9 protein-coding genes and 2 pseudogenes are annotated in these 13,445 nt (G+C 40.3%); 6 read left to right on the top strand and 5 right to left on the bottom strand.

The annotated features are described in order from the left end of the window. Positions 1 to 99: 99 nt before the first annotated feature. The 4 genes and pseudogenes from H6G26_RS43095 to H6G26_RS32540 all read left to right on the top strand — a co-directional run. Positions 100 to 314, top strand: a pseudogene (locus H6G26_RS43095) (IS5/IS1182 family transposase); the annotation flags it as partial. Positions 315 to 678: 364 nt separating this feature from the next. Continuing rightward, on the top strand, positions 679 to 978 hold the full coding sequence (locus H6G26_RS32550; RefSeq protein ID WP_190734940.1) for a hypothetical protein: 300 nt from the start codon (positions 679 to 681) through the stop codon (positions 976 to 978). 187 nt (positions 979 to 1,165) lie between these two features. After that, the gene (locus H6G26_RS32545) at positions 1,166 to 2,041 is read left to right on the top strand and encodes an ADYC domain-containing protein (protein WP_190734938.1); all 876 of its coding nucleotides are present in this window, start codon (positions 1,166 to 1,168) and stop codon (positions 2,039 to 2,041) included. 187 nt (positions 2,042 to 2,228) lie between these two features. Beyond that, entirely contained in the window at positions 2,229 to 3,830 is a 1,602-nt protein-coding gene (locus H6G26_RS32540) for a prenyltransferase/squalene oxidase repeat-containing protein (RefSeq protein WP_190734936.1), read from the top strand. A 451-nt stretch (positions 3,831 to 4,281) separates the two neighbouring features. Here the strand turns inward: H6G26_RS32540 and H6G26_RS32535 are convergent, their stop codons facing one another. Continuing rightward, positions 4,282 to 4,482, bottom strand: a complete 201-nt coding sequence (locus H6G26_RS32535) for a hypothetical protein (protein WP_190734934.1) — start codon at positions 4,480 to 4,482, stop codon at positions 4,282 to 4,284. Positions 4,483 to 4,547: 65 nt separating this feature from the next. Between H6G26_RS32535 and H6G26_RS32530 the strand changes: the two genes are divergently transcribed. Then, positions 4,548 to 5,354: a methyltransferase domain-containing protein gene (locus H6G26_RS32530; RefSeq protein ID WP_190734932.1), complete on the top strand. Its 807-nt coding sequence runs from the start codon at positions 4,548 to 4,550 to the stop codon at positions 5,352 to 5,354. Here the strand turns inward: H6G26_RS32530 and H6G26_RS32525 are convergent, their stop codons facing one another. After that, positions 5,355 to 9,047, bottom strand: coding sequence for an NB-ARC domain-containing protein (locus H6G26_RS32525; RefSeq protein WP_190734930.1), 3,693 nt, complete (start codon positions 9,045 to 9,047; stop codon positions 5,355 to 5,357). 1,235 nt (positions 9,048 to 10,282) lie between these two features. Further along, positions 10,283 to 11,533: pseudogene (locus H6G26_RS32520) on the bottom strand (IS4 family transposase). Between the two features lie 216 nt (positions 11,534 to 11,749). Here H6G26_RS32520 and H6G26_RS32515 point away from each other — a divergent pair. Continuing rightward, on the top strand, positions 11,750 to 12,046 hold the full coding sequence (locus H6G26_RS32515) for a hypothetical protein (RefSeq protein WP_190734928.1): 297 nt from the start codon (positions 11,750 to 11,752) through the stop codon (positions 12,044 to 12,046). Between the two features lie 549 nt (positions 12,047 to 12,595). On the opposite strand, the gene H6G26_RS32510 is transcribed toward H6G26_RS32515, so the two are convergent. Both H6G26_RS32510 and H6G26_RS42165 read right to left on the bottom strand, forming a co-directional pair. Then, positions 12,596 to 13,150 carry a VanZ family protein gene (locus tag H6G26_RS32510; protein WP_190734926.1) on the bottom strand — a complete coding sequence of 185 codons (555 nt, stop codon included), beginning with the start codon at positions 13,148 to 13,150 and terminating at the stop codon, positions 12,596 to 12,598. 101 nt (positions 13,151 to 13,251) lie between these two features. After that, positions 13,252 to 13,445 (bottom strand): hypothetical protein (locus H6G26_RS42165; RefSeq protein WP_206757572.1); only part of this gene is annotated, 194 nt, incomplete at its 5' end.

Raw genomic sequence — 13,445 nt, 5'->3', positions numbered from 1 at the left:
ATTGTTTGGGGCTTAAAAAATAATCAAACGCGAAATCCTCATTTTTTCGTTGGTTTTTAACCTTCGTTGTGATCAAGAGTAATTTAGATGCGTTTGCCCTGGGGGGTAAACGAGTCTACGGCTTACCGAATTATCCGAAAAATAGAAGATACACTGACTAAATCGAGGGCTTTTACGCTTCCAGGTAAGAAAAAACTCGCTACTTCTAATCATCAGTTAGAGGTCGTAGTGGTTGATGTTACAGAAAGTCCGATTGAACGCCCTAAAAAAAACAAAAAAAGTTTTACAGTGGGAAAAAGAAACAGCATACGCTAGACCTCTTGCAAAAGTCAGTTAAACAGATTCGCTTTTGGGTATCCGTTCCATAGCACCTGCAAGGGAAAGCGATCGCCTGAACCTTACACACACTGCTCAATAGCATTCCAGGTTGTATGCTTATTTTTCATTGCTTTCAGCTTTTATTAGTATTATTCAATACTGGGGGTATGTGCAAAACTTCTGCCTCCAGTATAGCTGCCTTCTTCAAGTTTACTCTGCTCGATTCAGAAAATATACCACTTTTTATCACCATATAACACTGTCAAAGCTAATGCATCAAGTCATACTTATTACAAATGTTGTTGAAGCAATCAATAACATTTTGAGCACTTCTAGGCTCTTAAATTTGGAGAATTAAGTATGAAAAAAAGTTTCTTAAGGATTGCAGTTACCACTACATTAGGTGTTGTGGCTTTCTCTGGAGCAGCTAAAGCTGATGTTTTGTTTAATGGCTTAAGTCTTAATGGCTCGAATCTTAATGGTTTAAGCCTTAACGGGTTAAGTCTAAACGGCTCAGATCTTAATGGCTTAAGTCTTAATGGACTAAGCCTAAATGGTCAAAGTTTTAACAGTTTATCTTTAGGGGACACTAGTCTTAGAAGCACAGTACTACAAGAAATCGTAGTAGAAGGCGGGCAACTTGTAGTAGCAGGGCAGTAATCTCAAAAAAGTCACGATTAATAATTAAAACAGTTATGGAATGGCAGGCATCTTAGGTCTGCCGTTCATATAACTACACATAGCTCCTGTCCCGTTAAAATTCGTTCATTCTATCTGTTATCCTCCATCTTTTTTTTCAAAAAAGATATCAAAGACTAAACATATACTGTGGACACAAACTTGGAATATGAGATACAAAAACTTGACTTTACCCTGTTTTATTATTATTTTACTAGTAACATATATTTTTAAAAAAGAATATTTTCAAAGATGGACTAAGCCTATAGATTTCAGATTAACAGAGCAAAAAAACATAATAAGTAATACAATTAGTAAAGGTAAAGCTTTAAAAGGAACTCAAATATCAGGCGTTAACGAGCAAGGAAAAGAATTAAGGTTTCAAATTAGAGATGTTGAACTAGACCTAAAAGATTTGGAACGAGAAACGTATCTCTATACAATTTTTTATTGGGATAAATCGGACTCTCAGTGGAAGAACTTATGTAAACCTGATACTAATAATGATGCTAAAGCAATTCCGTTAACAGGTTATTGGAATGCAACAGGAGCACATGTTGAATCAAGTAAGCTAATTACATTTGCATGTACAAGCGGAGTTTTAGCTAAATGTGTTCGCTGGGGCTACAAGCCGTGGAAGACAATCCAAGGAAGGTCGCTGCGAGACTTTCATCAGGCGTGTACGCGTATGGCACGCGCTGATTACTGTGGCAATGGCAAAAGCCATACTAAAGAAGGAACTGAAATTAATATTTACGATATATTGGGTATTCAAAAGAAAGCACTGAAAAAAAACATGGTTTTAGAAGCAGCTTGGGGACCAGATGGTGCTATCTACATTAATCATTCAAGATGGTTTGAGACACTAGCTGATATTTACAAAGAGTGTCCGAAAAAACTTATAAATCGTATTAATAATAACGGTGACTACACAACAAAAGAAAAAACTAGCCATATTATGTCAGATGCTTTGCTATTTAATGATTCGCTAGTAAGAACCCGAATATCTCATTTTTCAATTTTTCAAGTACGCCCAGAACCTTGAAAACTAAGTTTACATACTCTAAAGTTTTTTGAAGTAAACGGGTGTGCTCAAACAGTCTAGTAGATTCAAAAAAATTTTTTTGCTTTCTTTCTCTCTTACTTTTGCAAACCTTAGCACTGTCTTTAACCCTAAAGATAGTAACCTGCGCTCTCAAAATTTTTCAGTCAATTAAGAAATTTTATTTACTATGACGCTAAATAAAGTTGCCGATTTTAGTAAAACTGCTCACACAGAATTAAACACTAATCCTTACGTCGCGCCACGTTCTGCAAATTCTATCGTAGATTTGCTTATAAGCGATCTTCGCTCCCTGCTAGCAAACCTTGGTAAAGATGGTGGTTTAATTAGTCCATCCATCTATGATACTGCCCAGTTATTACGTTTTTATCCACCAGATGATGGCGTTGAGGCAGCAATAGAGTGGCTTCTAAAGCAGCAACAAGCCGATGGTGGATGGGGTAATCTTGTTGTACCACTTCACCGCGACGTTCCCACACTTGCGTCAGTATTAACGCTGCACTCGTATAAGAAGTTTAAAGGAGCCAGTGAAGCTTTCCAGGCAGGTCTAAATTTTCTTTGGCAGCAAGCAGACCAATGGAGAGATTTGTATCTCGATGATCTACCAGTTGCTTCAGAGTTAATCTTGCCTTGCCTGCTTAAAGAAGCAGATGCAGTAGGGCTAGAGCTACCGCAACAGCCTTATACAGCACTTATAACACTAGGAAATAAGCGGCGTCAGCAGATTGCTCAGTTAAAGCCTCAAGCAGATAATACAACCTCTCACTCTTGGGAGGCCTGGGGAATGTCTCCCGATCCCTCCCTGATTGATAGAGCAGGAGGCATTGGTCACAGCCCAGCTGCCACAGCAGCCTGGTTATATGCAGCAGCTAATTACCGAGACTTAGTAGATGCTCGGATAACCGCAGAACGATACTTAGCTCAGGCAGCAGCAGCAACTGATTTAAATATCCCAGGGGTTGTACCAACTGTATGGTCGATTGACCGATATGAACAAATTTTTTCGTTGGAAAGCCTCTTGATTAGTGGACTATTAGATCATCCAGCGCTTCAAGACTTAGTGGATCTACATGTTCGTGATCTAGCTAGTGCAGTAGTTCCTAAAGGAATTGGTATGAGTTCATTCTTTGTGCCTGATGGTGACAATACTGCTGCTGCTGTTTCTGTGCTTTATGCTGTTGGCAATAAAGTCGATCTTACAGTCTTAAGACAGTTTGAGAATGATAAACAGTTCGTAGCTTATTTTGGTGAACTTCATTCTAGTATTTCTGTTACGGCTCGGGCTGTTCGAGCCTTAGCAAGTGCTGGGGAGCAAACAACTAAACTACTGACATCATTAATTGAGCGCCAACATCCATATGGGTATTGGGCTAGTGACAAGTGGCAAAGTTCTTGGCTGTACACAACCTTACAGGTAGCGCTTGCGCTTTTACAATCTGGTTGCCACGAACCACTGAAATCTACCTATGAAGCTTTGCTGACTCACCAGCATATTGATGGTGGGTGGGGAACAGGCAGTAAATCTACAACTACAGAGACATCCTATGCTGTTTTAACACTTTACGTACTCCGCTCTCATAATTTTTTAGAAAACACAGGACTAAATGCTTTATGGCGGGGTTATCAGTGGCTTTTGTGTAATTATCGTCCCTTTAAGTGGAGTGAAGATACATTATGGATAGGCAAAGAACTATATTGTCCTTATCGAATTGATCGCGCTTTTGAATTGAGCACCATGCTTGCCTTAGCTTTAGAGAAAGCTCATGTGTAAATTGATAATTATGCTTTGAATCATAATTTGAGAAAAATTTTGAACCATAAATTAAGAGAGAGTTAACGCAATTTTCTTGCAGCACAGCCAATAGTAAAGTAAATCTCTGCATCAAATTATGAGACAGTGTTTAATTTTTGAACCATATCTGAAGAATGAGTTTTCAAAACTGTTTCGGACAAAACTCATACAAAATGACTATGTAAAAATATCATTTTATCAACTTTCATATCAAGATATGATTCAAACACTCATTTTACGGTTCAAAAGCGTTGTTTTTTTGATCTGGAGTTTAGATATGGTATTTCAATAGGATAGCGATCGCGTCATCCACATGGATGGTTGTGTCTGTTTTATCCAACCCCTTAGCTCAGTAACGCTCGGTTCAATCGCTTTTTCTACTCGTTCGATGAAGTTTTACTCTCAATTTTTAAACTTTGTTTGAGCCGTGCTACTTCCTCTCGCAACGCCTTACAGCACTTCCGGCAGCTATAAGGTATATCCTAAAAGCTGAAAGCGATGATAGGAGAGGGGCAAGGAGAAAACTATATTGCATAATAGCCGGAAGCGCTGTAATAATTTCTACCAACTGTTCCTTTGACAATTGCTTTAGTTCTTCTTCTGTTTTGGCTTTTATAGGTTTTTGGCTCATGACAGTGATGCTCTTTCTCGCACTCCTGTCTCCTTTGTCAACTAGATTCCACCTAAGTCCTTACAATGATTAAAAAAAATAATTCTTACTTGTTGGATAACTTTTTTGAAAAAGAAAGAGAATTAGAGCGACTGAAACAACAAGCTACTGCTATCATAGACCATGAAAAAATAATTTGGTCTCAAGCAGGATTAACTGCTAGTATGAATGTTTTAGATTTAGCTTGTGGACCGGGAATTATTAGCTGTGAATTGGCAAAATTTATTGCTTCTGGCAAAGTGACGGGTCTTGATCTAAGTGAAACGTTACTTGACATAGCACGTTACTATCAAAATACACAGAGAGTAGAGAATGTGTTTTTTCGTCAAGGCGACATTTATCAAACTAACTTTGTCGAACAAACTTTTGACTTTGCTTACGCTCGTTTTATATTTCAGCATTTGTCCGAGCCGAACAAAGCACTTCAGAATATCTATCAAGTTTTAAAACCAGGCGGTATTCTTTGTATAGTTGATATTGATGATGCTTGGCTTGCACTCTATCCTGAACCAGCTTCTTTCTCATCTTTAAATCAAAAAGCAGCTAGAGGTCAACAAAACAAAGGTGGCGATCGCCATGTTGGTCGGAAGTTAAGCACTTACTTACAAACTGCTGGATTTACTGATGTACAAACGTCTGTCCATGTTTTTACGACTTACGACATCAAGATGAAAGCTTTCCTGGATATCACTATGGGATTTAAGCACGAGATGATACCCTTAGAGCAAAGGGAAATCGCTATTCAAGAACTTAAAGATATTTATTCAGTGCTAGATAATCCTCACGCCTGGGGTGGAGTAGGAGTTTTTGTGACTACGGGTCGGCGGCTTTAGTCAAATACAAAAGTCTTCCACCGCTCCTAAACTTTTTAAAGTAGCCTTTTGAGCATCTGTTAAGCCAGTGACCCCAATAATGTTCATTCCTTCGTAAAGTCTGTCAGCTGTAAAACTTTTCAAACACTCTCCCGTTTCAACATCGTGTAGCTTTATTGTGCAATCATCAAAACTACCGTTAGCTAAAGTGCGATTGGTCGGACTAAAAGCAACAGATTTGAGTTTATTCTGACTAATGTGATTCCAAAGAAGTTTATAACTATGGCCGAGGCCTACATCCCACAACTTCAGCGTTTTCCCAAGACAGCAAGTTGCTAAACTGCAACCATCAGGACTAAAAGCAACAGACCAAACTCGAGCTGTATGCTCCTGTAAGGTTGTTAGACATGGTACAGAAATATGTTCTAAACTCTGCAAGTCTTGATATCGGGGTTGCAAGCAGATTTTGCTCACATCCCATAACTTTACAGTCTTATCTTCGCTACCACTGGCAAGAGTTTGACCGTCTGGGCTAAAAGCAATTGACCATACCTGAGCTAAATGTCCTTCCAAGGTTTTCAAACACTGACCCGTGTTTACATTCCACAACTTTATAGTACTATCACCACTGCTGCTAGCTAAAATTTGTCCATCTGGACTAAAAGCAATTTGAAATACCCAGTTACTATGCCCCTGCAAAGTTTTGAGGCATCGACCTGTACTGGCATCCCATAGTTTCACTGTGTAGTCGAAACTACCACTTGCAAGGATCTGCCCGTCTGGGCTAAAAGCAACGCACACTACTTTACCTGTATGATCCTGCAAAATTTTAGAGCATAATCCTGTCCTAACATCCCATAATCTGACAGTCTGGTCATAACTTGCACTAGCAATGGTTTGGTTTTTAGGGCTAAAAGCAACTTGCATGATTTGACAATCATGCCCTTTAAATGTTCTTATGCATTGACCAGTTTGGACATCCCAAAGCCTAACTGTTTTGTCTTCACCGCCACTTACTAGGGTTTGACCATCTAGGCTAAAAGCCACAGACCACACTTGGTTTGTTTCCCCTTGTAATGTCTTAAGGCATTGACCAGTTTGGGCATCCCATAATTTAACCCTTTTGTCTTCACCACCACTTGCTAGAATTTTACCTTCTGGGTGAAAAGAAACAGACCATATTGGACTAGTGTGTCCTGTGAAAGTTTTAAGGCACTCTCCTATTTGAATATCCCACAGTCTCACTGTCTGGTCTTCGCTACTCACAGCTAAAGTTTGACCATCCGGGCTGAAAGCAACAGACCAGACGTAATCGGTTTGGTTTAGCAGAGTTTTAAAACATTGACCCGTGTGAACATCCCAGAGTTTGACAGTGTTGTCATAACTCCCACTTGCCAATATAGTACTATCTGGGCTAAAAGCAACAGACCAAACTTGATTGGAGTGTCCTAGTAAGGTTTGGCAACAATGACCCGTGCTTATGTCCCACAACTTTACAGTACCATCACTACTACCGCTAGCTATAATTTGACCATCTGGATGAAAAGCAACAGCTAATATCCAACTATTATTCCCTTGCAAGGTATGGAGACATTGACCTGTGGAAATATCCCATAACTTTATAGTACCATCACTACTACCGCTAGCTATAATTTGACCATCTGGATTAAAAGCAACTGAGGTAACCCAGTTGGTATGCTCCTGTAAAGTTTTCAAACACTGACCTATAGAAATATCCCACAATTTAATAACGCCGTCAGTGCTACCGCTAGCTAGTATGTCTCCTTTTGGACTAAAAACAACTGACCATATCCAATTGGTATGTTTAAAACTAGCGATATGTCTGCCATTTGTAGCTTGCCATAAGTCAATCTCACCTCCGGTACTACCTGTAGCTAAAAATTCGCCATTCGGGCTAAAGGCAAGGGACGGAATGCTGCTCATGGTTTCGGAAAATACAGATTTAGCCAAGTCAGCATAGGCAAAGCTAACCTTTTGCAAGTTCACTCCTTGCAGATGCGCTTGCCAAATCGGCAAGTAGGAAAAGTCATAACCTGAAAGATTAACTTGCAGTTGTTGTAGCAGGTTAATTAAATTTCCAGCGGCATAACCTGTAGAGATAGAGGACTTTATTGGACTAGCAGTGATAGTAGAATGAAGCTTTACAAGAATCTGTTGGCATTTTTTTTCAATGTTTTGCTTGCTCTTCAAGCTCAAGCTTAATTTCTCAACAATTGGTTGAAGAATGACTCGAATTTGACTGTCTCGAACGTAATCTTTTGCTTGAGCTTTAATTAAAGCACACTGACACAGTAGTTCTACTTCTGCCGTCTCAATTTCTTGACACATTTGTGCTATCAACTGTTCGGTTACATACTCCATAACTACTGGTTGTTGTGTCAAGCTAGAGCGAGTTTTCTCTATCAGAGATCGCCTTTGTAACGAAGATAACGTCTCTAATATCTTGCTTTTGTCTTTTTTTTCTAAAATATCTTCTTGCAATTGTGGCAACGTTACTGGCTCACGATTAATTGCCAGCCAATACATTGCTGTTTTTTCTATGTCTGTTAACCGATTAAATTGCCGTTCTAGCAGGTCACAAATATCATCAAAAATTAACGTTCCTTGTTGGCTGTATTCCACAAATTCTGCCAACTCACCTGCAAAGCAGTCTTGGATTGTTACTGCCACCATTTTTAAAGCAAGTGGATTCCCTGCATAATGTGCAACAATCGATTCCCATTCCGCTTGTGACCCAATATATGTGCCTTTAAGTTGAAATATATTTTGAATTTCTGCTAAATTTAACCCCGACAGTGGTAACGAGCGTATTGGTAGTTTTTCTCCTTCTTTGGCGGCTAAACTTTTTGGCTTTTCTCTTGAAGTTAGTAATAATGTGCTTTTATGGGGTGTCTCTCCGATGCATCTTAACAGTTGACCATAGCCCTCGTATCCGTCTCGATAATCTCCTGTCAACTCGCCACTTTGCATTATCGACTCGCCATTGTCAAGGATGAGCAAGCAACGTGAAGCCCGCAAATACTCTATCAACTGCAAGATTTGACCATCTAAAGTTTGTGGTAAGTTTGTCTGTTGCTGATTGGAGAAAAATTTCAGCCAATCTGCTATCAGTTCTTCGATGGGTGGAGCATTGCGAAGACTTCGCCAGATGAGGTATTCAAATTCTCCCTGAATTTGTTGTGCCAACTTTACTGCTAAGGATGTTTTGCCAATTCCTCCCATCCCTAATAGCATGACCAAGCGACAATGTTCTTTTGTAATCCATTGCTCTAGTGTCGCTAGTTCTAAGGTGCGACCGTAGAAACGCTCTACATCTATGGCATCTCCCCAGTCTATATGTTGGATCGATGTCACACTTTGACAAGTTACTACCTCAGATTTGACCGATGATTCAGCTATTTGAGCAGTACTTTGCTGGTGTTGAGATTTTCTCTCACTCACCCTGTGGAGATGTCGTTGAAGAACCGAGCGGCAATTACTTTTACTCACTTTCTCGCCAATTTTTTGCGAAAGCGATCGCCATAAGCCGGAACCAACGTGTTTAATGTAGTCGGTGTCATAACCACTGGCTTCGGCTATTTCTTCATAGGTCTGTCCTAGCCACACTTGCTGTAACACCAACTCTTGAATATCGCTCAAACTCTGTTGCGGGAAAACCGCATCTAAAATGATTAATGGCTCTTCTACTTTCATTTAAAAAAACCTTTAAATACTAAGGATGCACTTCGCAGGGCATTTGTATCTTGCAATAAGAGTAGTCTTGTTTTCAATACAGCGAAAAACAATTTCAATAAGCTTTACTCATTGATAAGTATTAAGGCGTAGACGTAGTTCGTGGTAGGCATCACGTTGAGTTTTGGAAACTTAACCAAACGATAAATGCTTATTAATTATGAGCGTTGATTCTTAGAGGATGTTTGAAAAGTGTTCTTCTCGGTAGTGAAATGTTTTAAATTGCTCTAAATCTTCCGATACATTGGGGGACTTTGATTCCGGTTCTGCCTTTTTTAATCGGAATTAATTAGGGGGAGCAATAAGCGCCTAAAATCACGGCAAACCACTTTTCAAACATCCTCCTAACCCTGGTTATAATCAAAAATAATTTAGATGTATTTGCCTTGTACACCTAATTTTAATTTGTTACTTAAATTTTTAATTTTGTCTATTTACTTTGTGAATCAGACTTTAAAACAATACATTACTTTTTCTGCCTTGGCAACACCTTTTTAAAATTTGTTTGTTAAGGTGTATTAACAAGTAATTACCAATTTTTTCAGTATCAACTCAATAAAAACCTAACGTTTATTATTTGATAACCTTTTCTTAATTTAATACTTTCTAAATCGAAGTCTTTAATCAAGTAATAATTTTTGTTTAAAACTCGATTAATTTACCACGCTCGCGGTCAAATTTTTCAGTATAAAGTTGACATAAGGGATCACTTATACAATTTTTGATTTTAGATTCTGGATTGAGAAAGCCTTACCAAGATCAGGGCAAACGCATCTAAATATTGACGAGCCTGAATCAGAGTGGAATTGAGCAGAACCCTAATCAAATAAGGCTTTGAGGAAATTAAATATTCACCTATATGCTAATAATAGCCGCCAAACATGGAGACGCGGCGATCGCACCCAACATCTAAAAATTTTCCAAGCTATCCGATTATGTCCATGATTGGAGCTAATTAAAAAGGTTATGCCTTAGAATATTTATTTGGCGTAACCAAGATTACTGTCAATACGGTTCGGTTAAGGTCTAAGCAGTGTTATATACAGAGAACTTGAGTGTTTCAATTTTAGCCCCTCGTCCCTTATGTATGGGTTTCTTGGAAGGAAATTTAGCTCTAGTTTTTTTAACAACTCGCGGGTTACTTCTACCTTCACGCTCTGGTATCTGTTCATCTAGAATTTCTGCCACAAGCCAGGTTAAAAAAAAGGTACTTCTTCTGGCTCAAGACGTTGAAATTTGGGAATAGCACGGCGGACAACGTTAAGTGTTCCGGTAAAACTTAGTCGCAAAGGGGAGATTTGAGCATGAGTGGCAACTTGAAACATAAGCGAACGCACAGCCCAATGACCAAGAAGCCAACCATAAACTTCTTGAACAACTTCACGGGGATTTAAGGAACGAATAGGTGTTTTGCGACCTAACAGATGAACTTTAAGTTCATCAATAGTATTTTCCACTTCCCAACGTTTGTGATATTCCATCGCTAATAATAAAGCTGGGAACAAAGCAATATCACTCAAACTGGTAACTGGTAATCAGACGATAAATTTCCGGCTCTCCCTCGGTATCTATGGTGTATTCAATGACTCGCACCATGATTTTTGTTCCACCTTTTTTCTTTGATTTACCATCAGGGGCAATCCATGATAGGTAAGAACCATCTGACAAGACTCTATCGACTTGGAATTTGACATTTTTCGGTACTCGTCCCAAGTAATCGCATTTTTGGCCAAGTGTTGCTCGTACCATTGCATAGGAATGTAGCCCTCTATCCCACATTAGTAACATTCCTTGGTTCACAGAGCGAAGCAACTTCTTTACCCTTACTCGCTCACCAATACGATAAGGACACATTAATGCATCAACTATTAAATGTGTTCCGGCTTCAATCAGTAGAACTAAACGGACTTTGGGAAAAGATGCTTGAGTTCCAGGACGACTACCTGGATATCCAAACACCCTTGCGTTTGCCTCCGTATCTGGTACATCGAATAATGTTCCATCTACTGCCATTATTCGTAATCCCCCAAGAAAAGCTTCCGGAGTCTCAATTGTTGCCAGAGGACGCACTACTAGATGGAACAGACGAGTTATCACCCCAGACCCTATTCTTTGTCGTGCCTCGGTAATTGATGATTTACAAGGTACTCGCCAATACGAACCTACTTTTACCCAAGCTTCGCTTAAACCATCAACCAGATTTTTTAGTACTGAACTCAAAAGAAACCCTTGACCACAAACTCATCGCGATGATTAAACAAACTACCAAGTGTGATGGCAAAGCTCGTTTTCGTTCTTCGGTAGCTTCTGTATCTGCGGTAAGCGAAGCCATGCCGTAGGCTTATCGCCTCTTCTATCGCTGACGGTGGAATCGCTGTTTCTAACGCTTTAAGCACTGTACCTGATTCTACATTCGGCACAAATAAGGAGAATTCTTTGAGTTGCATTTTTGCCGTTTGCACCCTGATGACAATTATCAGTTTACATAGTGTGTGACCTTAACCGAACCGTATTGAGACAATGCCTCCATTAGAGGATCTCTGGCAAAAATACCTTCGCCGCTTTGCACGCTTTGCATTGGTATCGAGAAAGCCAAGCAGAGATTATATTGGACACATCCTCAATTTGGCTCTACGCAGGCAGCAGAGCGATGGAGTGACCTGATGCCATTGTTAACTTGGCAATTATGGCTGGCTAGACTTGCCTGTATTGATTTCCCCTTGCCCTGGCAATCGACTCAGGATAAACTGTCTCCAGGACGTGTAGCACAAGCCTTTCCCCTAATTTTAGCCACTATTGGCACTCCTGCTCAACCCCCGAAAACTCGCGGTAAATCACCTGGCCGTGCCCAAGGGCATCAGCCACCTTCGCGTAAGCGTTATCCTACTGTCAAAAAACACGCATCTAAAAAACCTAAAACCGAAGAATCACTTAACAAAGCTGACTCAACTGCTGCTTAGTTTCGGGTGATTTTCTCATGATTCAACTTGACTCAGTTTCTCCAGGAAGTTGGGTAACTTTGTCTTGCTGTTCTCTTAATTGCTGGTTGAATCCAAATTAGTCCAAACCCCAGACTGTCTAATTAGTATTTTTAGTGAAGGATATTGCAGGGAAGGCTGGCGTTGCAGGGGAAGTGAAGAACGAAGATTTAAACAGTTCTTCTTTCCTAGCTGCACACATAAAGGTAGTTCTCTTTTTGTGACTTTAACAAGATTTTGGACAAGTTTTGGAAGATAAGTTGGACAAGTTGCAAGCTGAAATACTTATAACTTCGTTAAGGCATTAATCAAGCGATCATAAATTTGGAAAAAGAAAATGGACAGAATAACAGAAATGGAAGAAGATTCTCGTGTAACGGTCGTAGTCAGAGGCTGCTGATAACCTTTGCGACACCATAAGCGGCTTGGGTCAGTCTGCTGCACCAGGGTTCTTCGACTGCCATCCGCAGTTGCTGAAGAGACTCGTACTCACTGTATGCGCTGCGGGTATGCTTTGACTCGGGCGTTCGTTCAGCGCGTTGGGCGTGCGTCCCGATGGAAGAGCTGGTCAATAAGTGCAATACGTGACATCTGTTTGAACAGCAGATACCCTAGCACCCCGCCTAGTGTATTTGCAAGAAGATCATTAACATCGGGAACGCGCCAATTTCCCAGGGTAACGTTAGTGACGAACTGCGTGAGTTCTATGGCTAGGGAGAGTTTAAACGTTTGCCGCGCGATGGTTTTGACAGACAAGGATGTTGGTAAGAGCAACGGGAGAAACACACCAAGCGGAACCATCAGGATGACACTTGATAAGAAGCTGCGAAGATCAGCGGTAAGGATCGGTATTGCGTTAATAAACCCAGGATTTTGTGGAGCATACCTGCCAATCTGGATCTGAAGTGGGAGCAACACAAGATAAAGAACGGCAAGGAGGTAGATCACGAATGCAGTTAAAATTGCCAACCGAAAAACACTCAACCTTCTGCCTTGATAGACAGTAAGGTACAGCAGGGTAGCAAGGTACGCCACAAAGAGAAACACAAGTATGGGAGCAGACGGAATCGAAAAGCTGATGTTCATGGGGTGAACTCCTTCGTTAGGGTGTGCAACGCGCTTGATGGTGAAGACGAGGATACTAAGAGCCGTGGCTGATAAGTAGGTGGGAAACCAGTCATTGATTTCTAACCTAACTGAATACGCAAGGCAACCATCTGCTCCGTTCGCTCTGCTGATGAAAAGACGGGGATGTTTGCCAAAAGTTGCATTCTATGTGGTGCAGACGCACGAAGAAGGTGTTCACAAGGATTGAGAACAGGTTGAGCAATCAACCTGGACGCTCGAATACAATCGGGTACGGAGATGAACAAACAGGCGA

The organism is Nostoc sp. FACHB-888, assembly GCF_014696655.1.
Lineage (GTDB): Bacteria > Cyanobacteriota > Cyanobacteriia > Cyanobacteriales > Nostocaceae > Nostoc.
Note: the sequence above shows the minus strand (reverse complement) of the source record. Positions and strands in the feature narration are given on the sequence as shown.